The sequence below is a fragment of the Enterobacter cloacae complex sp. IR5402 genome (assembly GCF_049238125.1).
GTDB lineage: Bacteria > Pseudomonadota > Gammaproteobacteria > Enterobacterales > Enterobacteriaceae > Enterobacter > Enterobacter hormaechei_C.
The window spans coordinates 82087-100891 of record NZ_JBMKHO010000004.1 but is presented as its reverse complement, the minus strand read 5'-3'; the positions used below and the strand labels follow the sequence as shown (position 1 = coordinate 100891).

Here is an 18805-nt window from a genome sequence, read left to right as displayed (position 1 = left end):
TCGTTATTTTTGATTAATGCTGCCGGAGAGAATACAGAACATCCCCATCAGATCAGCATGACGGATAGTGACTTCCGTCTTTTCATTCACTTTTGGTTTGGCATGGTAGGCAATACCCAGCCCGGCAACTTTGATCATCGGCAGATCGTTCGCGCCATCGCCGATGGCGACGGTCTGCTCGACCGGGATGGCATATTTCTCTGCCAGACGCGTCAGCGTATTGGCTTTGTACTGCGCATCCACGATGTCGCCGATGACCTGTCCGGTGAGTTTGCCGTCCATGATCTCCAGCTCGTTTGCCACCACGGTGGTCAGACGCAGCTTGTCACGCAGGTAGTCGGCAAAGAAGGTGAACCCGCCGGAGGCAATCGCCACTTTCCAGCCGAGCGTCTCCAGCTTGAGTACCAGCTGCGTAAGCCCAGGCATCAGGGGCAGTTCATCGCGCACCTGACGCAAAATGTTAGCATCGGCCCCCTTCAGGGTCGCCACGCGCTGTCTCAGGCTGGCGGTGAAATCCAGCTCGCCGCGCATCGCGCGCTCGGTGACTTCCGCCACCAGCTCTCCGCTGCCCGCCAGTTTAGCAATCTCGTCAATACACTCGATCTGAATGGCGGTGGAGTCCATGTCCATTACCAGCAGGCCGGGCGTTTTCAGGTGCGGAATTTTGCCGAGGGGAGCAACGTCCAGCCCGGCGTCGTGCGCCAGACGCGTGGCGCGCTGCGTCAGGGAACCCGCCAGGCGAATGACCTGATAATCTTCCACACACCAGGCCGCAACGATGACCATCGCTGCGCCCAGTTTGGTTTGATACTGGGTGAGGCGTTGCTTATCCAGGCCGCGTCCGTACAGCAGCCAGCCGCTACGGCCAGCGTGGTAATCGAGAGGCATCACCTCATCGCCACTTAAAGAGAGCGGCAATCCTGGCCATAAAGAGACATCCGTTGGCAGGTCGCACCAGGTAATGTTCGGCATTGAAGCTCCTGTAATTTCGTTCGCGCCGGAAGGTTCCAGAGGGAAAATAACGCATGAGGCTACCCTGTAACCATCACTTCTGGCAACATTAAGCCGTAAATTTTAAGCAGGTGGAATATGGCTCGCGCAAAACTGAAATTCCGGCTTCATCGCGCCGTGATTGTCCTGATCTGTCTCGCACTATTAGTGGCGCTGATGCAGGGGGCATCCTGGTTTAGCCAGAATCACCAACGACAGCGTAACCCGCAGTTTGAGGAGCTGGCCCGGACGCTGGCGCACCAGGTGACGCTCAACGTTGCGCCGTCTATGCGCACCGAAACGCCGGATGATAAGCGAATAGCCCAGGTATTGCGCCAGCTTACGGAAAACAGCCGCATTCTGGATGCGGGCGTGTACGATGAACAGGGCGACCTGATTGCCCGCGCGGGTGAGCATGTCGACGTGCGCGACAGGCTGGCGCTGGACGGCAAAAAAGCCGGTGGTTATTTCAACCAACAAATCGTCGAACCCATTCAGGGCAAGAATGGTCCGCTCGGCTATTTACGTCTGACACTCGACACCCACACCCTGCCAACCGAAGCCAAACAGGTGGATAACACCACCAATATTTTGCGCCTGATGCTGCTGCTCTCACTGGCGATTGGCGTGGTACTGGCACGTACGTTGCTCCAGGGCAAGCGCACCCGCTGGCAGCAGTCACCGTTCCTGTTAACCGCCAGCAAGTCGGTTCCCGAAGAGGAAGAGAGCGAGAAGAAAGAATAGTGATAAAGTAGGCGGATGATTCGGAAAAGGAACTCTGCCATGTCGACGTTACGCCTGCTAATCTCTGACTCTTACGATCCCTGGTTTAACCTGGCGGTAGAAGAGTGCATCTTCCGCCAGATGCCTGCCACCCAGCGCGTCCTGTTTCTCTGGCGCAACGCTGATACGGTCGTTATTGGCCGCGCGCAAAATCCGTGGAAAGAGTGTAACACCCGCCGTATGGAAGAGGACAACGTCCGCCTGGCGCGCCGCAGCAGCGGCGGCGGTGCGGTATTCCACGATCTGGGCAATACCTGCTTTACCTTTATGGCGGGCAAGCCGGAATACGACAAAACCATCTCGACCTCCATTGTGCTTAATGCGCTCAATTCGCTCGGCGTGACGGCTGAAGCCTCGGGACGTAACGATCTGGTGGTCAAAACGCCCGATGGCGACCGCAAGGTATCCGGCTCTGCCTATCGCGAAACGATGGATCGGGGATTCCACCACGGCACATTATTGCTGAATGCCGATCTGAGCCGTCTGGCTAACTACCTTAATCCAGATAAGAAAAAGCTACAGGCTAAGGGTATTACCTCCGTGCGCGGGCGCGTGGCGAATCTGGTGGAACTGCTGCCCGGGATTACTCATGAGCAGATTTGCGATGCGATCCGTGAAGCCTTCTTCGAACATTACGGTGAGCGGGTAGAAGCTGAAGTGATCTCCCCTGACAAAACACCGGACCTGCCCAACTTCGCGGAAACCTTTGCGCGCCAGAGCAGCTGGGAGTGGAACTTCGGCCAGGCACCGGCCTTTTCACACCTGCTGGACGAACGGTTTACCTGGGGAGGAGTGGAGCTGCACTTTGACGTGGAGAAGGGCCATATTACCCGCACGCAGGTCTTTACGGATAGTCTCAATCCTGCACCGCTGGAGGCGCTGGCCGCACGTTTACAGGGCTGTCTGTACCATGCAGACAGTCTGCAACAGGCGTGCGAAGCGCTGTGGGTGGATTTCCCGGACCACGAGCGCGAGCTACGGGATCTCTCCCAATGGATCGCTGGCGCGGTGCGTTAATAAAAACACATAAGGGAAGTGAATACGCTTCCCTTATTCCTGAAAATTAACACACGTATATAAATAAACAGGGAACATACACAAAATATATATTTATAGCTTATATATTAAGGGGAATTACATTCAAAAATTAACACTCCTTAATGTAAAGTTAACTTTTCCTCTAGAATAATAGACAGCAAGAAATAGTTTTCTATTTCCTCTCCACACGTCTGTTTCGAACGTTAAGGATTAACGATGAAAAAAATCATTATTGCAACCGCTGTTGCAATGACCCTCTCTGCGACTGCACATGCCGACTCTACTGCGGTATTAAAATTAAAAGGCGTATTAACCAACAACGCCTGTACCCCAACGCTGAGCGATGGCGCTGTCGTTGATTTCGGCACTAAATATATCAACTCGCTCTCCGCAACGGCAGATAACCAGCTGGGTTATAAAGATATTTCTCTGACTATCAACTGCTCTGCCGCAACGAAAGTAGCGTGGTCCATTACCGATGATCACGCAGATTCAATGAAGAAAATGACCATCGATAACGCCACTTTCGCGGGCGATCAGGCATGGAGTTCAACTAACCAGTACGGCGTAGGTAAAACGGCTGGCGGCGTCAATATCGGCGCTTACTCCGTGGGTATGAATTCGAATGTAACCGTAGATGGAAACGTCAAAGCATTAGGTTATTCCGCGATAGCAGATGATCCAATGTGGTTACTTGCGAATACGGGTTCGCAGCTCGTCACTCATAGTGACGGTTCTATCCAGTATAGCGCACTAAATAGCAGTGATCGGACGTTGGTTCCCTTTATGAATGCCGTATTTCCGCTGCGCGTTGCGCTGGCGGTGCAGAAAACTGACACCCTGGCGATTACCGACGATACCCCGATCGACGGCCAGGCCACCATCACTTTGCATTATCTGTAATTGGCTCATTTCGCTTGTGAACTGAGCGTGATGGCCTGCATTTGTTAAGGAACAACAATGAAAAAGATTTTAGTTGCCACTGCCGTTGCGCTGGCCCTCTCCGCGACTGCCGCTAACGCCGCCTCTACCGCCGTACTGAAAGTGACCGGTTTACTCTCCGTTGCCGCCTGCACCCCGCAGTTAAGCGGCGGCGGCGAGGTGGATTATGGTCTTATCCACCTGGCGGATCTCTCCGCGACCAGCGTTAACCAGTTGGGTCAGAAAGATATCTCCCTGACCATCACCTGCCCGGTAGCCACTAAAGCTGGCTGGACCATCAGCGATGACCGCGCAGACACCCATCCGGGTGCTTCTGTGATCACCATTAACACCGCAGACGCGGCGGGCGGCAACGTTTCCGACACCACCCAGTCCTACGGCGTGGGCAAAACCGCGGGCGGCGTGAAAATTGGCGCTTACTCCATCTTCGCTGATGTGGCGAACGTCACCGCCGACGGCGTGAAATCAGACGTTATCTCCGGTACCGTGGACAGCCCGTCCTGGCAGAAAACCGCTACCGGTATCATCAAAAACGCCAACATGGAAATGATGACCGTGGCCGCTTCCGGCACCACTGCGCCGCTGCCTTTCACGACCGCAGTATTTCCGCTGAAAACCTCTCTGGCGATTCAGAATACCGCGGCCCTCGCGATTACCGATGATACCAACCTGAATGGTCAGGCCACGATTACCGTTAAATATCTCTGATTATCAACCCGATAAAGTGTGAACTATACCTCCTCTTAACAGAGGAGGTGTTTTGTCAGGTTAAAGGATTAATCTTGATGTCAGTTAAAACCACGATCGCTCAGTGCGCCATTGCCGCACCGTTATTATTCTCTGCTCTCTTTGCTCAGGCGTATGCCGCCGGAATGGTGCCAGAAACCACGCTGCTGGTTATTGAAGAGTCGACCCACAGCGGCACCATGAACGTCAAAAATACCGACACCTTCCCGGCCCTGATCTATATCACCATTGTCGATTTTCCTGACGATACAGGCGTGACGTTAAACGCGTGACCCTTGAGGGTATCCCGTCGAAAAACACCGATAAACATATGTGGATCGGCTTTAACCTGAGTCAGGATCTGCCCAACGGCATCAAGAACATTTCTGTCGCCCATACAGCCTTCAGGGAGCTGGATTTCAAAGTACTGAATACCCGTCGCGTAATGCTCGAAGTGAAACGTGCAGACGGCTCGTGACTGTCAAAAGGGACCAGTATCGTGGATGAGAAAAACAACTACCTGGTCAGCGCGGTGGACAGCGGGCGTGTTTTTGTCACTGATATGTCCAATAGCCCGGCACTTTATGCCGTTGACGATAATATGCAGCGCATCTGCCGCATCGATTAATCCCTGAGTGAGACTCAGGACAAAGAATCGTTTTATGAAACTGCTAAAGGAGTCTGTAAATGAAACACCTGGGTAAACATTTACTGATGACTTTTTCGCTAATGGCTACGCTTTTTACGCCTGCCTCGTGGTCCGCCGATGAGTGCCAGCTCACCCTCACCCCGGTGCTGAATGACCGCCAGTTTAATCACATAGGTGATACGGTGACGCTGGAAAGCAATTTGATGTGGGAAGTGTTGACGAAGTAAGCACCATAGGGGGCAAACCTGCCCCCCTGAAGAAAACGAAATTACTCTTGATCGCCCAGCAGAACGGATTCCAGCGCGATTTTGATCATGTCGTTGAAGGTGGTCTGACGCTCGGCAGCGGTGGTCTGCTCGTGAGTACGGATATGGTCAGACACGGTGCAAATGGTCAGCGCTTTCGCACCGAATTCAGCCGCCACGCCGTAGATACCGGCCGCTTCCATTTCCACACCCAGAATGCCGTATTTTTCCATCACGTCGAACATGTCGCCTTCTGGCGAGTAGAACAGATCGGCAGAGAACAGGTTGCCCACGCGCGCGTCTACGCCCAGCGCTTTTGCCGCGTCAACCGCGTTACGCACCATGTCAAAGTCAGCAATGGCCGCAAAGTCATGATCTTTAAAGCGAATGCGGTTGACTTTAGAGTCGGTGCACGCGCCCATGCCGATCACCACGTCACGCAGCTTAACGTCCATGCGAACCGCGCCGCAGGAGCCGACACGGATGATTTTCTTCACGCCGAAATCGGTGATCAGCTCTTTGGTGTAGATGGAGCAGGATGGGATACCCATGCCGTGACCCATCACGGAGATTTTGCGGCCTTTATAGGTACCGGTGAAGCCCAGCATGCCGCGCACGTTGTTCACTTCACGCACGTCTTCGAGGAAGGTTTCTGCAATGTGCTTCGCGCGCAGCGGGTCGCCCGGCATCAATACGACGTCAGCGAAATCACCCATTTCTGCATTAATGTGAGGAGTTGCCATCTTCAGTTCCTTTTACATTGTTGTTTTTTCCGGGTGGCGGCTGCGCCTTACCCGGCCTACATTCTGTTTTCCCTCTCCCTGTGGGAGAGGGTCGGGGTGAGGGCATCAGGCCTCACCCAATCCGTTTAGAACATAGCCTTGCCATATTCCATGTCAGACGTACCAAAGTATTTCGCAATCGTCTGGCCGATGTCCGCGAAGGTTTCACGGTGACCCAGCGAGCCCGGTTTGACTTTCGGGCCGTACACCAGCACCGGAATGTGCTCACGGGTGTGGTCGGTACCGGTCCAGGTCGGGTCACAGCCATGGTCAGCGGTCAGGATCAGAATGTCATCTTCTCCCACCAGCTCCATCAGCTCTGGCAGACGGCGGTCAAACAGCTCCAGACCCGCAGCATAACCGGCGACGTCGCGACGGTGGCCCCAGGAGGAGTCGAAGTCCACGAAGTTGGTGAAGACAATGGTCTTATCGCCCGCTTCTTTCATCTCTTTGATGGTGGCGTCGAACAGCGCATCCAGACCGGTCGCTTTGACCTTTTTGGTAATGCCGCAGTTGGCGTAAATGTCCGCGATTTTACCCACGGAAACCACGTGACCGTCTTTCTCGTCGACGAGTTTTTGCAGCACGGTCGGCGCCGGTGGCTCCACGGCCAGATCGTGACGGTTGCCGGTACGCTGGAAGTTACCCGCTTTGTCGCCGATAAACGGACGCGCGATAACGCGGCCAATGTTGTAGCCGCCTTCGGTCAGCTCTTCACGGGCGATTTCGCACAACTCGTACAGTTTATCCAGGCCAAACGTCTCTTCATGGCAGGCGATCTGGAAAACGGAGTCAGCAGAGGTATAGAAAATCGGCTTGCCGGTTTTCATGTGCTCTTCGCCGAGCTGGTCCAGAATCACGGTACCGGAAGAGTGGCAGTTACCGAGGTAGCCCGGCAGGTTGGCGCGCTTCACCAGCTTATCAAGCAGCTCTTGCGGGAAGCTGTTCTCGTGATCGGAGAAGTAACCCCAGTCGAACAGCACCGGCACGCCGGCGATTTCCCAGTGGCCGGACGGAGTATCTTTACCGGAAGAGAGCTCGTGCGCCCACGCGTAGGCGCCCACCACTTCCGCGTTACCGTCCATACCGGCTGCGATCTTACCGGTAGAGCCTTCATGCGCTTTTACCAGCCCCAGACGGGTCAGGTTTGGCAGGTTCAGAGGGCCTTTACGACCGTTGTCCGCTTCGCCTTTTGCACAGGCTTCCGCGATGTGACCCAGGGTATCGGAACCCACGTCACCAAATCGTTCTGCATCTTCGGTTGCGCCGATGCCGAATGAGTCCAGCACCATAATAAATGCACGTTTCATAATTGTTCTCCGTACTTAGTGCTTCATAAAAATGCGATCAGATCAGTATACCGCTATTCAGTGATACGACGATAGACCGTCGGTGTGGTTTCCGGTGCTTTATCGTCAAGAGATATTGCCGCCTTCACCGCTTTCGCCGCGTCCTGCCAGCTGGCTTCATCTTTCGCGTGGATCACCGCCAGCGGACATTGGCCGTCAACGCAGTCACCCAGACGGGCCATATCGGTAAAGCCGACGCTGTAATCAATGGTGTCCGATGCCTGACGACGACCGCCGCCCATAGACACGACAGCCATGCCGAGCGCGCGGGTATCCATAGCCGAGACAAAGCCTTCGCTGTCCGCATAGACCGCTTTGCTGAGCATCGCGGTGGGCAGGTATTTCGCGTAGTTTTCCACGAAGTCGGTCGGGCCTTTCTGCGCCGCCACCATCCGACCAAAGATCTCCGCCGCTTTGCCGTTGTCCAGCACCGCCTGAAGCTTCGCGCGCGCGTCAGCGTCGTCTTTGGCCAGCTTGCCGGAGATTAACATCTCAACGCACAGCGCCATGGTGACATCGAACAGGCGCGGGTTACGGTATTCGCCTGTGAGGAACTGCACAGCCTCGCGGACTTCAACCGCGTTACCGGCGCTGGAGGCCAGCACCTGGTTCATGTCCGTCAGCAGTGCGGTGGTGCGCACGCCCGCGCCGTTGGAAACGCCAACGATCGCTTCGGCCAGCGCCTCAGAGAGTTCATAGGTCGGCATAAACGCGCCGCTGCCCACTTTCACATCCATCACCAGCGCATCCAGACCTTCCGCCAGTTTTTTGGCAAGGATAGAGGCGGTGATCAGCGGGATGGAGTCTACGGTCGCGGTAATGTCACGCGTCGCGTAGAAACGCTTATCTGCCGGAGCAAGAGAGCTGGTCTGGCCGATAATCGCCACGCCAACGTCTTTAATAATGTCGCGGAAGCGGTTGTCATCCGGGAAGATATCGAAGCCCGGAATGGCTTCCAGTTTGTCGAGTGTACCGCCGGTGTGGCCCAGGCCGCGCCCGGAAATCATCGGGATGTAACCCCCGCAGGCTGCCACCATCGGGCCAAGCATCAGGGAGGTCACGTCGCCCACGCCGCCGGTGGAGTGTTTGTCCACAATCGGGCCGTTGAGGTTGAGGCTTTTCCAGTCCAGAACGGTTCCTGAATCTCGCATCGCCATGGTCAGCGACACGCGCTCAGGCATCGACATATCGTGGAAGAAAATGGTCATCGCCAGAGCCGCAATCTGCCCTTCAGAGATGGTATTATCACGAATGCCGTTGATAAAAAAGCGGATTTCTTCGTCGCTTAATGCATGACCATCACGTTTTTTACGAATAATTTCTTGTGCGAGAAACACGGTAACCTCTATGCGGAATCGGGTGAATGGCGGCGGGTATGTTGACCCGCCCCACGATCCTGTAGGCCGGGTTAGCGTAGCGCCACCCGGCAATTCAACTTAGTAGCTGCTTGCGCTCTTACCGTCGCCGTGACCCAGCGCTTTCAGCAGGCTGGCCAGCAGGCTGGACGCGCCGAAGCGGTAGTGGCGGGAGTCCGCCCAGTCGGCGCCGAACAGCTCGTCGGCAATCGCCAGGAACTGCTGAGCGTCTTCTGCGGTACGCACGCCGCCTGCCGGTTTGAAGCCAACGGTTTTGGACACGCCCATATCACGGATGACTTCCATCATGATGCGTGCGCTTTCCGGGGTAGCGTTGACCGGCACTTTACCGGTAGAGGTTTTAATGAAATCCGCGCCCGCTTTGATGGAGATTTCAGACGCCTTACGAATCAGCGCCTCTTCTTTCAGCTCGCCGGTTTCAATGATCACTTTAAGCAGCACGTTTGCTGCCGCACATGCGTCTTTACAGGCTTTCACCAGGTCAAAACCGACCTGCTCGTTGCCGGCGATCAGCGCGCGGTACGGGAATACCACGTCAACTTCGTCTGCGCCGTACGCAATCGCTGCGCGGGTTTCTGCCAGCGCGATCTCGATATCGTCATTGCCGTGCGGGAAGTTAGTTACGGTGGCAATGCGCACATCCGGCGTGCCCTGCTCTTTCAGAGTTTTGCGGGCAATCGGGATGAAGCGCGGATAGATACAGACGGCGGCGGTGTTACCCACTGGCGTTTTCGCCTGATGGCACAGGGCGATGACTTTTTCATTGGTGTCGTCATCGTTCAGGGTGGTCAGGTCCATCAGTTTCAACGCGCGCAGGCTGCTTGCAGTTAAATCGGTCATAACATTCTCCAACGGCAGTGCCGTATAAATTTTACCTTGCGGGTCTGTGAGTATTCTAACATTCACCCGCATCCACACTTCGACATTCATCACAGTTAATGAAAACTGTGTGCAAATTTGCATTACTGTAATGAGATCTGCTTCAAATTTTAGTGCGTTAATTGCTGACTAAATCGGCGATATCCCCTTTCTGATCAAAAGCGCCACCAGGCTGGCTTCCTACAATTCGTTCACTATCCGCAGAACAACCAAGGAAGTGAACATGCCCGACGCCCTGCAACAACGTTGCCAGCACATTGTGACCAGCCCGGTGTTAACCCCAGAACAAAAACGTCATTTTCTGGCGCTGGAAGCGGAGAACAATCTGCCCTATCCCGCTCTGCCAGAGGCGGCCCGCGCCGCACTGGACGAGGGATTCATCTGCGACATGTTCGAAGGCCATGCGCCTTACAAACCGCGCTACGTGCTGCCGGACTACGCTAAATTTCTGGCTAACGGCTCAGAATGGCTGGAGCTGGAAGGGGCGAAAGATCTGGATGATGCCCTCTCGCTGCTCACTATCCTTTATCACCATGTTCCGTCCGTCACATCGATGCCGGTCTATCTGGGCCAGCTCGATGAAATACTCAGCCCCTATGTTAAAATTCTAACACAGGATGAAATCGATAGCCGAATAAAACGTTTCTGGCGTTACCTGGACAGAACGCTGCCCGATGCGTTTATGCATGCCAATATCGGCCCGGCGGATACGCCTGTCACCCGAGCCATCCTTCGCGCGGATGCAGAACTGAAGCAGGTTGCGCCGAACCTGACCTTTATCTACGACCCGGATGTAACCCCCAGCGATCTGCTGCTGAGCGTGGCGAAAAACATTTGTGAATGTAGTAAGCCGCATATTTCTAATGGCCCGGTGAATGATAAAATTTTCACAAAAGGTCGCTATGGCGTGGTGAGCTGTTACAACTCCCTGCCGCTGGCGGGCGGCGGCAGCACGCTGGTGCGCCTAAACCTGAAAGCGATTGCGGAACACAGCCGCTCACCGGAAGACTTTTTCACCCGTACCCTTCCCCACTACTGCCAGCAACAAATCGCGATCATCAATGCGCGCTGCGATTTCCTGTATCAACAATCCGGCTTCTTTGAGAATAGCTTCCTGGTGAAAGAGGGGCTGATTGATGCCGATCGTTTTGTGCCGATGTTTGGCATGTACGGTCTGGCCGAAGCGGTGAACGTGCTGTGCCAGAAAGCAGGCATTACGGGACGTTACGGTAAGAACGAACAGGCCAATGCGCTGGGCTACCGCATCAGTGAACAGCTTGCGGCGTTTGTCGAAAACACGCCGGTGAAACACGGCTGGAAGCAGCGCGCGATGCTTCATGCGCAGTCGGGGATCAGCTCTGACTCGGGCACCACGCCGGGCGCGCGCCTGCCCTACGGCGACGAGCCGGATCCCATCAGCCACCTGCTGGCCGTTGCGCCGCACCACAAGCACTACGCTTCCGGGATCAGCGACATTCTGACGCTGGATGAAACGGTAAAACGTAACCCGCAGGCAGTGGTCCAGCTCTGTCTCGGCGCGTTCAGGGCGGGGATGCGCGAGTTTACCGCCAACGTTGCGGGTAACGATCTCGTGCGCGTTACCGGCTATATGGTGCGGCTCTCCGATCTGGAGAAATACCGGGAGGCCGGCTCGCGCACCAACACCACCTGGCTCGGCGAGGAGGCCGCGCGCAATACCCGTATTCTGGAACGTCAGCCGCGCGTGATAAGTCATGAACAGCAGATGCGCTTTAGTTAGTCAGGTCATACCCTTCTCCTGCGTGGACGGGCCGGGCAGCCGCCTGGCGTTGTTCCTCCAGGGCTGTAACCTGCGCTGCAAAACCTGCCACAACCCGTGGACGATAGGGCGCTGCAACGACTGCGGCGACTGTGTACCCCACTGTCCGCATGATGCGCTGACGATTCAGGCCGGGCGCATCTGGTGGCAGGAGAGTCACTGTCAGCAGTGCGACACCTGCCTGCACCTGTGTCAGAAGCAGGCGACGCCGATGGCGCAGCGCTATAGCGTCGAGGAGATCCTCTCCCGGGTTCTCACGTGCGCGCCGTTTATTGAGGGCGTGACCGTCAGCGGGGGTGAGGCCACCACGCAGCTGCCGTTTTTGGTTGCGCTTTTCACCGCAATCAAAGCCGATCCGTCCCTGCGCCATCTGACGTGCCTGGTGGACAGCAACGGCCTGTTAAGCGAAACCGGCTGGCAAAAGCTGTTTCCGGTGTTTGACGGCGCGATGGTGGATCTGAAAGCCTGGGGCAATGAACATCACCGTTTTCTGACCGGGCGCGAAAACACGCTGATCAAGCAGAGCATCCGCTGGCTGGCCGATCGTCATCGCCTGACGGAGCTGCGCCTGCTGGTGATCCCCGATCGGTGTGATTATCTGCAACATCTGCCATCGCTGACCGCTTTTATCCACACGTTGGGGAACGTTCCGGTGCGGATCAACGCGTTTCATGCCCATGGGGTTTACGGGGAGGCGGCGAGATGGCGGAGCGCCACGCCGGAGGACATCGAGCCGCTGGCGCAGGCCCTGGAACGGCAGCAGATCACGGTGATCCGCCCGGCCCTTTATCTATAGCGTGATGCCGAAGACCGCTCGGGTATTTTCCAGCAGCGCGCTGGCAATCACATCTTCAGGCTCCTGACGCAACTCACACAGCACATCAAAAACGCGCGCCGCCTGCTCCGGGCGGTTAGGCTGGCCCTGAAAACCATTCAGCGGCATGTCAGGCGCATCCGTTTCCAGCAGGAGCGAGGTCAGCGGGAGCTGTGCCATCACATCACGGGTTTTGCTGGCACGCGGATAGGTAATGGTGCCACCGACGCCAATTTTATAGCCCAGCTCGATAAAACGCTGCGCCTGCTGAAGGCTTCCAGCGAAACCATGGACCACGCCCCTGCGCGGCACGTCGATGCGCTTCAGGTGCATCGCCAGTTTGTCATGGGTACGTCTGGAGTGGAGGATCACCGGTAGATCGTGGCGCTTTGCCAACCGGAGCTGCGCGTCCAGAATCGTCTGCTGGCGTTCAAACTGCGGATCTTCACGATAGAGATCGAGGCCGATCTCACCGATGGCAACCAGCTTCGTATCCGCGTTTTGCAGCGTGGCATCCAGCCTGTCGAGATGGTCATCAAGATGGTGCTCAATAACGATCGGATGCAGACCCAACGCGGCATACAGCGCATCGTGCCCCCGGGCAAGCGCCAGAACTTTCTCGAATCTCGCCGCTTCAATAGCGGGCACAATAATGGCTCTCACACCGGCCTCAGCCGCACGCGCAAGACTGGATGTTTCCTCCCCGCTAAACGGCGGGAAATCAAAGTGGCAATGGGTATCGATAAAGCAGTGCGTCACGCCAGATCCTCGTTATCGAGTAAGCCATCGTTGGCCTGCGGCGCGTCCACCAGCGGCATCGCCACCGCGTCATTGGCCACAACGGCAGGCGGCAAAATGATGCTTTTATGCCGATGAAGAGGCGGTTGCTCGGCCAGCATTTTCCCGACGGTCGCCAGGAAGTAACGCCCGCACAGCCGCCCCGTTTTGTAATCCATACGCAACGCAGGCAACCGACTGCCCAGCGCCATGCTCAACAGCGGCTTCGGCGGATAAATTTCAAAGATGCGCAGCTTGCCCGGTGGTTTTTCAATAAAACGCTGCATCGCGCCGTAGGTGGTTTCATGCTGCTTCGCAATATTCACCAGCGGTTGCAGGCTGCTGTCGCCCAGCCAGCGTTCCATCCGCTTAAACCACTGTGGGGTGTAATACATCTGCGAAGGCACCGTACGGATCACCACAATGGTTTTTGCCCCGCGCCGCGCCGCCTCCTGTACCGGCACCGCGTCGCTGATACCACCGTCAAGATAGCTTATCCCCTCCAGCAACGCGCCGGTGCGGTAGAATCCCGGGATCGCGCTGGACGCGCGGATGATATCCAGCCAGTTCTCTTTCTGCGGCGAAAAGTAACCCGGCGAATAGTCATCGCCACGGCTGGCGCACATCCAGAACTCTTTGCCGGTATCGAACAGTCGTGACGCGGTATCCATGGCCAGCGGCATCTGGCTGGAGGTGGCATCCAGTAACCAGTCGAGATCGATCAGGTTCCCGCCGCGCACGAAGCGTACCGGATTGAAGAATTCTTTCGAGGTGGTATAGCGCATAATCACTTTGCGCGCATAGCCGGGCTGGTTGCAGACATAGGCGGAGAGGTTCTGCGCCCCGGCAGAGGTACCGAAATAGAGATCGAACGGGTTGAATTGCGCGCGCATAAATTCGTCGAGCACGCCGGCGGTAAAAATACCGCGCTGCCCGCCCCCTTCACAGACCAGCGCAAGCTGGCCTGCATGAAACGGTTTTAACGTCAGCGGCGCAATATTGCCGAGCGTAACGGGAATTCGTTGCCCCACCTCTGCCTTCCTGTTTTCATTATTGTGATGAGACACAGTAACGCACTTCCCCGGTGGTTCTCAAACGAGAAAAAGCCAGTCACGAGGACTGGCTTGAGTTTGTTTAGTAAATATTGCGTTTGCTACGGGCGACGTCGACCCGTAAACAGGCTGACCAGGAACAGAATAATACCGACGACGAAGACAATTTTCGCTGCCCATGCCGCGGTACCCGCCAGTCCACCAAAGCCCAATGCGGCGGCAATTAACGCGATAACCAGAAATATAATGCCCCAACGAAACATAAGCCTCTCCTTTACCATAGTTAATGTCGGCCGCTAAACGTGAGCGCTCAGGTCACTCACCGGCTTTTCCAGAATCGTTTTTATTTCGCCCGCGGTTTTAAGCCTTACGGGCGAATGGTACTGCTTTACTTCGTTTTCAGATCGTTTTTGACGCTTTTCACACCATCAATAGCTTTCGCAATTGACTCGGCACGATCGCTTTGTGCCTGATTCTCAACCGTACCGGACAGCTGGACCACACCATCGGTGGTTTCAACTTTCACCATACGGGATGGCACGATGTCGTCAGCTAACAGTTTAGCTTTGATTTCGCTGGTAGTTGCTGCATCTCCGGCATAGCCCTTCACGGACGATTCTTTGCTGTCACGTACGTGCAGTTTGTCGCTGACGGAGCTTACGCCCTCAACGCCTTTCGCCACTTTAACGGCTTCTTCAGCCTGGGTCTGGCTTTCAACGAAACCGCTCAGGGTGACAACCTTGTTGTCGGTTTTAACAGAAATATCGGTGCTCTTAATGGAGTCTTGATCCACCAGTGCGGCTTTCACTTTTGCTGTGATTGAGCTGTCATCCATGAAATTACCGACTTTATTCATAGAGCTATCGATTTTTTCCCCTGCGGTATTGGCGGAACTTTGCGCTTTATCCATGGTGCTGGATTCCGCCAGAGCAGAACCGCTTACCAGGACACTACCCAACGTTACAGCCAGCAGAGTTTTAGAAATCTTCAGTCTTGTCATATTCATCGATTTATTCCTGTGTTTTGCCCGTTATTTGGGCGACATACTTCCCTAAATCTTGGTTTTATATATTGCGAATTAACACCGGGGCAAAATGGAGAACCAATGGACATGCATTGAACAGTTAATTCATCCACGCCCGGTGCTAAACACTGAGTTAAATATAGATCACAATCAGAGGGGTGCATTCAGAATTGGGGAAAAAACGAACGAATAGCGAAAAAATGCGGTGAATTAAGAACATTCCGCAAGGGATTAATAACACAGGAATTAAAGAAGAGCACGGCGGCTGCCGTGCTCTGAGAGGGAATTAATGCTCGCGCGTTTTGCGGAACTGAACATCAGGATAACGTTCCTGCGTCAGGTTCAGGTTAACCATGGTCGGGGCGATATAGGTCAGGTTATCGCCACCGTCCAGCGCCAGCTGAACTTCGTTCTTACGTTTAAATTCTTCGAATTTCTTCACGTCTGAACATTCAACCCAGCGGGCGGTCGCCACGTTCACCGATTCGTAAATCGCTTCCACGTTGTACTCGCTCTTAAGACGGGCAACCACCACGTCAAACTGGAGCACACCCACCGCGCCCACGATCAGATCGTTGTTAGCAATAGGGCGGAACACCTGTACAGCCCCCTCTTCGGAAAGCTGGACCAGGCCTTTCAGCAGTTGCTTCTGCTTCAGCGGATCGCGCAGGCGAATGCGGCGGAACAGTTCTGGCGCGAAGTTCGGGATACCGGTGAACTTCATCATCTCGCCCTGCGTGAAGGTATCGCCAATCTGAATGGTACCGTGGTTGTGTAAACCAATGATGTCACCTGGATAGGCTTCTTCTACATGCGAACGGTCGCCTGCCATGAAGGTCAGCGCGTCGGAGATCACCACGTCTTTACCGATACGGACCTGACGCAGCTTCATGCCCTTCTCGTACTTACCGGAGACCACGCGCATAAAGGCAACGCGGTCGCGGTGTTTCGGGTCCATGTTGGCCTGAATTTTAAAGACGAAGCCGGAGAACTTCTCTTCCTTTGCTTCTACTTCGCGGGTGTCGGTTTTACGCGGCATTGGCTGCGGGGCCCACTCCACCAGACCGTCGAGCATATGGTCAACGCCGAAGTTGCCGAGGGCGGTACCGAAGAAGACCGGGGTAATTTCACCGCTCAGGAACAGCTCTCGGTCGAACTCGTGCGACGCGCCTTTAACCAGCTCCAGCTCATCGCGCAGCTGCGCGGCCAGCTCTTCACCGACCGCTGCGTCCAGATCCGGGTTGTCCAGACCTTTCACGATGCGCACTTCCTGAATGGTGTGACCCTTACCGGTCTGGTACAGGTAGGTTTCGTCTTTATAGAGGTGGTAAACCCCTTTGAACAGCTTGCCGCAGCCAATCGGCCAGGTGATTGGCGCGCAGGCAATCTTCAGCTCGTTTTCCACTTCATCCATCAGCTCCATCGGATCACGGATGTCACGGTCGAGTTTGTTCATAAAGGTGAGGATCGGCGTATCGCGCAGACGGGTGACTTCCATCAGCTTGCGGGTACGATCTTCAACACCTTTCGCGGCGTCGATCACCATCAGGCAGCAGTCCACCGCCGTCAGGGTACGGTAGGTATCTTCGGAGAAGTCTTCGTGCCCCGGGGTGTCCAGCAGGTTCACCAGACAGTCGTGATACGGGAACTGCATCACGGAGGTGGTAATCGAAATACCACGCTGCTTTTCCATCTCCATCCAGTCGGATTTAGCATGCTGGCTGGAGCCACGGCCTTTAACGGTACCCGCGGTCTGGATCGCCTGTCCGAACAGCAACACCTTCTCGGTGATGGTCGTTTTACCGGCATCCGGGTGCGAGATAATGGCAAAAGTGCGGCGTTTGGCCACCTCTTGCAGATAAGGAGACAACGTCATAATCAATTCTTCTTAGGTAAGCGCGGCAGCAGGCCGCGCATCATGGAATACGAAAAATGCGGCTATTTTACCCATCAACAGGGGGCAGGCAATCATTGTTTACACAGGAGCTGCTCCAGTTCGTTCAATGACGTAACGGTCCAGGTCGGCTCGATGCCTTCCGGCAGCATGCGGCCATGCGCATTCAGCCAGACGGTCGACAGGCCCGATCTCATACCTCCCAGAATATCAGATTCTGCCGTATCCCCCACCATCAGCACGCGATCGCGGTCAGGATTGCCCGCTTGCGCCAACGCATAATCGAAAATACGCGGATCCGGCTTCGGTACGCCCACCTCTTCGGAGATCACCAGCGCGTCGAAATGATCGCGCAGGCCGGTGCGTTCAAGGCGAATCTGCTGAAGCGCGGTAAAGCCGTTGGTAATGATCCCAAGCTTCACCTTCCCTTTCAGCGAATCCAGCAAAGAAACGGCGCCGGGCAGCGGCGCGCAGATATCCGCCATCGCATTCAGGAAGGCCTCATTCAGCACCCTAGGACTCACGTTTAACCGTTCAGCCCACACGTCAAAACGCTGATGCTGAAGCTGTAACGCGGTGATGGCTCCGTTCTGGTAATCCACCCACAGCGGTTTGTTCACCGCCTGATAGTCCTGAAAATCTTCCGCGGTGAACGTCACGCTATAGTCGAGAAACATCCGCTGTAGGCCGCCGAACGAGTCAAACGTAAACAGCGTTTCGTCGGCATCAAAGAAAATCCAGTCCCATTTCATCGTTACAACCTTATTTTCGTTATCCAATCGGCAGAGCCATGATAATGGCGTCTTCACGTCCCTCTGCGGTGGGGTAGTAGTTACGGCGGATAGTCGCCTCGTTGAAGCCTAAGCTTTCATAGAGCGCGATGGCGGCGACATTGGACGCGCGCACCTCCAGCCACAGGGTGAAAACGTCACGGGTTTCCAGCTCACGAATGAGGTGCTCAAGCAGTTCCCTGCCCAGCCCGCGGCGCTGGTATGCGGGATCGACCGCGATATTAAACAGCGTCGCCTCGTCCAGAACGACCTGCGTGATGGCGAACGCAGCCATCGCACCGTCAACGTCCAGGCGGAGATTTAAATAGCGTTCGCCCTGATTGCTGGCAAACGTCTTTTCGCTCCACGGAAAGGCATGGGCGCGGGTTTCAATCGCGAACGCGGTGGTCAGGTCAGCCGTCGTGAGGGAAGAAATCGTGTTCATATTCGCAAATTTGTTGCCATAGCGCGCTACGCGCTTTTGGGTTGGCTTTCAGTTCGTCCAGCGCTGGCGAGCTGATCTGGCTTCCTTCAAGGGGTAGCTCATCCACCGCCCCGATTCGCCAGCTGTTACAGCGGCTGTCAGAGGGAAGCATCGCGACGCTTTCGGGCGCCAGCTGTAATACCTGATCGTGGGTCACCTTCAGGCTGCGAAGGACATCCTCAATCAGGGGCTCGTTCAGGGCAGGCGGCGCTTCTGCCACCATCACCAGGCGGACATGCGCAGGGATGGAGATGGCTATTTCGCCCCGCAACGCCGTCGGGCGACGCAAAGCCCACTGGGTGATACCCAGTTGCTGCAACTGCCAGTCTCGTCGGGATGTCATAGCGAAAACTCCTGTCTCTCAGGCGCGCAAATATAGCAAATGTGTCGAAACTGCGCCATCTACCTACTATAATCCCCGCCTGAGTTTATT

20 protein-coding genes and 2 pseudogenes are annotated in these 18805 nt (G+C 55.5%); 9 read left to right on the top strand and 13 right to left on the bottom strand.

Annotation, left to right across the window (positions count from 1 at the left end; genetic code table 11):
• Positions 1 to 3 precede the first annotated feature (3 nt).
• Positions 4 to 972, bottom strand: coding sequence for a phosphoserine phosphatase (serB, locus tag ACOTXL_RS09350; protein WP_045350428.1), 969 nt, complete (start codon positions 970 to 972; stop codon positions 4 to 6).
• A 117-nt stretch (positions 973 to 1089) separates the two neighbouring features.
• Here serB and ACOTXL_RS09345 point away from each other — a divergent pair, with 117 nt between their 5' ends.
• The 7 genes and pseudogenes from ACOTXL_RS09345 to ACOTXL_RS09315 all read left to right on the top strand — a co-directional run.
• Positions 1090 to 1734 (top strand): YtjB family periplasmic protein, encoded by a 645-nt coding sequence (locus ACOTXL_RS09345; protein ID WP_022650374.1) that lies wholly within the window; start codon positions 1090 to 1092, stop codon positions 1732 to 1734.
• A gap of 39 nt (positions 1735 to 1773) precedes the next feature.
• Entirely contained in the window at positions 1774 to 2790 is a 1017-nt protein-coding gene (gene lplA / locus ACOTXL_RS09340; protein WP_023324128.1) for a lipoate--protein ligase LplA, read from the top strand.
• Positions 2791 to 3027: 237 nt separating this feature from the next.
• Positions 3028 to 3714, top strand: a complete 687-nt coding sequence (locus ACOTXL_RS09335) for a DUF1120 domain-containing protein (protein ID WP_003856530.1) — start codon at positions 3028 to 3030, stop codon at positions 3712 to 3714.
• Positions 3715 to 3771: 57 nt separating this feature from the next.
• Positions 3772 to 4461, top strand: a complete 690-nt coding sequence (locus ACOTXL_RS09330) for a DUF1120 domain-containing protein (protein WP_045350429.1) — start codon at positions 3772 to 3774, stop codon at positions 4459 to 4461.
• 77 nt (positions 4462 to 4538) lie between these two features.
• A complete protein-coding gene (locus ACOTXL_RS09325; protein WP_003856533.1) occupies positions 4539 to 4772 on the top strand; it encodes a hypothetical protein in 234 nt (77 codons plus the stop codon).
• Between the two features lie 59 nt (positions 4773 to 4831).
• Positions 4832 to 5170: pseudogene (locus ACOTXL_RS09320) on the top strand (FimD/PapC C-terminal domain-containing protein); the annotation flags it as partial.
• An 86-nt stretch (positions 5171 to 5256) separates the two neighbouring features.
• Positions 5257 to 5355: pseudogene (locus ACOTXL_RS09315) on the top strand (hypothetical protein); the annotation flags it as partial.
• 41 nt (positions 5356 to 5396) lie between these two features.
• Here ACOTXL_RS09315 and deoD read toward each other — a convergent pair.
• The 4 genes from deoD to deoC all read right to left on the bottom strand — a co-directional run bounded on the left by deoD (position 5397) and on the right by deoC (position 9720).
• Positions 5397 to 6116, bottom strand: a complete 720-nt coding sequence (gene deoD / locus ACOTXL_RS09310; RefSeq protein ID WP_022650368.1) for a purine-nucleoside phosphorylase — start codon at positions 6114 to 6116, stop codon at positions 5397 to 5399.
• 125 nt (positions 6117 to 6241) lie between these two features.
• Positions 6242 to 7465, bottom strand: coding sequence for a phosphopentomutase (gene deoB, locus ACOTXL_RS09305; RefSeq protein WP_003856540.1), 1224 nt, complete (start codon positions 7463 to 7465; stop codon positions 6242 to 6244).
• 53 nt (positions 7466 to 7518) lie between these two features.
• Positions 7519 to 8841, bottom strand: coding sequence for a thymidine phosphorylase (deoA, locus tag ACOTXL_RS09300; RefSeq protein ID WP_045345982.1), 1323 nt, complete (start codon positions 8839 to 8841; stop codon positions 7519 to 7521).
• 99 nt (positions 8842 to 8940) lie between these two features.
• Positions 8941 to 9720 carry a deoxyribose-phosphate aldolase gene (gene deoC / locus ACOTXL_RS09295; protein WP_003856543.1) on the bottom strand — a complete coding sequence of 260 codons (780 nt, stop codon included), beginning with the start codon at positions 9718 to 9720 and terminating at the stop codon, positions 8941 to 8943.
• A gap of 262 nt (positions 9721 to 9982) precedes the next feature.
• On the opposite strand from deoC, the gene ACOTXL_RS09290 reads away from it, so the two are divergent.
• Positions 9983 to 11518 carry a YjjI family glycine radical enzyme gene (locus ACOTXL_RS09290; protein WP_045350430.1) on the top strand — a complete coding sequence of 512 codons (1536 nt, stop codon included), beginning with the start codon at positions 9983 to 9985 and terminating at the stop codon, positions 11516 to 11518.
• Positions 11493 to 12353 carry a YjjW family glycine radical enzyme activase gene (locus ACOTXL_RS09285; RefSeq protein WP_045342576.1) on the top strand — a complete coding sequence of 287 codons (861 nt, stop codon included), beginning with the start codon at positions 11493 to 11495 and terminating at the stop codon, positions 12351 to 12353. Before ACOTXL_RS09290 ends, ACOTXL_RS09285 begins: the two co-directional genes overlap by 26 nt.
• On the opposite strand, the gene ACOTXL_RS09280 is transcribed toward ACOTXL_RS09285, so the two are convergent.
• From ACOTXL_RS09280 to ACOTXL_RS09245, 8 genes are all read right to left on the bottom strand, one after another.
• A complete protein-coding gene (locus tag ACOTXL_RS09280; protein ID WP_045342575.1) occupies positions 12348 to 13130 on the bottom strand; it encodes a TatD family hydrolase in 783 nt (260 codons plus the stop codon). The genes ACOTXL_RS09285 and ACOTXL_RS09280 overlap by 6 nt on opposite strands.
• Positions 13127 to 14179 (bottom strand): patatin-like phospholipase family protein, encoded by a 1053-nt coding sequence (locus ACOTXL_RS09275; RefSeq protein ID WP_003856550.1) that lies wholly within the window; start codon positions 14177 to 14179, stop codon positions 13127 to 13129. Before ACOTXL_RS09275 ends, ACOTXL_RS09280 begins: the two co-directional genes overlap by 4 nt.
• Before the next feature lie 122 nt (positions 14180 to 14301).
• The gene (locus ACOTXL_RS09270; protein WP_003856556.1) at positions 14302 to 14463 is read right to left on the bottom strand and encodes a DUF1328 domain-containing protein; all 162 of its coding nucleotides are present in this window, start codon (positions 14461 to 14463) and stop codon (positions 14302 to 14304) included.
• A gap of 125 nt (positions 14464 to 14588) precedes the next feature.
• Positions 14589 to 15206 (bottom strand): molecular chaperone OsmY, encoded by a 618-nt coding sequence (gene osmY / locus ACOTXL_RS09265; protein ID WP_045350431.1) that lies wholly within the window; start codon positions 15204 to 15206, stop codon positions 14589 to 14591.
• Positions 15207 to 15510: 304 nt separating this feature from the next.
• Positions 15511 to 17100, bottom strand: a complete 1590-nt coding sequence (gene prfC, locus ACOTXL_RS09260; protein ID WP_003856562.1) for a peptide chain release factor 3 — start codon at positions 17098 to 17100, stop codon at positions 15511 to 15513.
• Positions 17101 to 17192: 92 nt separating this feature from the next.
• A complete protein-coding gene (yjjG, locus tag ACOTXL_RS09255) occupies positions 17193 to 17870 on the bottom strand; it encodes a pyrimidine 5'-nucleotidase (RefSeq protein ID WP_045350432.1) in 678 nt (225 codons plus the stop codon).
• A 19-nt stretch (positions 17871 to 17889) separates the two neighbouring features.
• Entirely contained in the window at positions 17890 to 18333 is a 444-nt protein-coding gene (gene rimI / locus ACOTXL_RS09250; protein ID WP_003856565.1) for a ribosomal protein S18-alanine N-acetyltransferase, read from the bottom strand.
• Positions 18302 to 18715, bottom strand: coding sequence for a DNA polymerase III subunit psi (locus ACOTXL_RS09245; protein ID WP_003856566.1), 414 nt, complete (start codon positions 18713 to 18715; stop codon positions 18302 to 18304). Before ACOTXL_RS09245 ends, rimI begins: the two co-directional genes overlap by 32 nt.
• Positions 18716 to 18805 lie beyond the last annotated feature (90 nt).

Coding starts and splice junctions, on each gene's coding strand:
- serB (WP_045350428.1), bottom strand. CDS start 972: ATGCCGAACATTACCTGGTGCGACCTGCCAACGGATGTCTCTTTATGG.
- ACOTXL_RS09345 (WP_022650374.1), top strand. CDS start 1,090: ATGGCTCGCGCAAAACTGAAATTCCGGCTTCATCGCGCCGTGATTGTC.
- lplA (WP_023324128.1), top strand. CDS start 1,774: ATGTCGACGTTACGCCTGCTAATCTCTGACTCTTACGATCCCTGGTTT.
- ACOTXL_RS09335 (WP_003856530.1), top strand. CDS start 3,028: ATGAAAAAAATCATTATTGCAACCGCTGTTGCAATGACCCTCTCTGCG.
- ACOTXL_RS09330 (WP_045350429.1), top strand. CDS start 3,772: ATGAAAAAGATTTTAGTTGCCACTGCCGTTGCGCTGGCCCTCTCCGCG.
- ACOTXL_RS09325 (WP_003856533.1), top strand. CDS start 4,539: ATGTCAGTTAAAACCACGATCGCTCAGTGCGCCATTGCCGCACCGTTA.
- deoD (WP_022650368.1), bottom strand. CDS start 6,116: ATGGCAACTCCTCACATTAATGCAGAAATGGGTGATTTCGCTGACGTC.
- deoB (WP_003856540.1), bottom strand. CDS start 7,465: ATGAAACGTGCATTTATTATGGTGCTGGACTCATTCGGCATCGGCGCA.
- deoC (WP_003856543.1), bottom strand. CDS start 9,720: ATGACCGATTTAACTGCAAGCAGCCTGCGCGCGTTGAAACTGATGGAC.
- ACOTXL_RS09290 (WP_045350430.1), top strand. CDS start 9,983: ATGCCCGACGCCCTGCAACAACGTTGCCAGCACATTGTGACCAGCCCG.
- ACOTXL_RS09285 (WP_045342576.1), top strand. CDS start 11,493: ATGAACAGCAGATGCGCTTTAGTTAGTCAGGTCATACCCTTCTCCTGC.
- ACOTXL_RS09270 (WP_003856556.1), bottom strand. CDS start 14,463: ATGTTTCGTTGGGGCATTATATTTCTGGTTATCGCGTTAATTGCCGCC.
- osmY (WP_045350431.1), bottom strand. CDS start 15,206: ATGAATATGACAAGACTGAAGATTTCTAAAACTCTGCTGGCTGTAACG.
- prfC (WP_003856562.1), bottom strand. CDS start 17,100: ATGACGTTGTCTCCTTATCTGCAAGAGGTGGCCAAACGCCGCACTTTT.
- yjjG (WP_045350432.1), bottom strand. CDS start 17,870: ATGAAATGGGACTGGATTTTCTTTGATGCCGACGAAACGCTGTTTACG.
- rimI (WP_003856565.1), bottom strand. CDS start 18,333: ATGAACACGATTTCTTCCCTCACGACGGCTGACCTGACCACCGCGTTC.
- ACOTXL_RS09245 (WP_003856566.1), bottom strand. CDS start 18,715: ATGACATCCCGACGAGACTGGCAGTTGCAGCAACTGGGTATCACCCAG.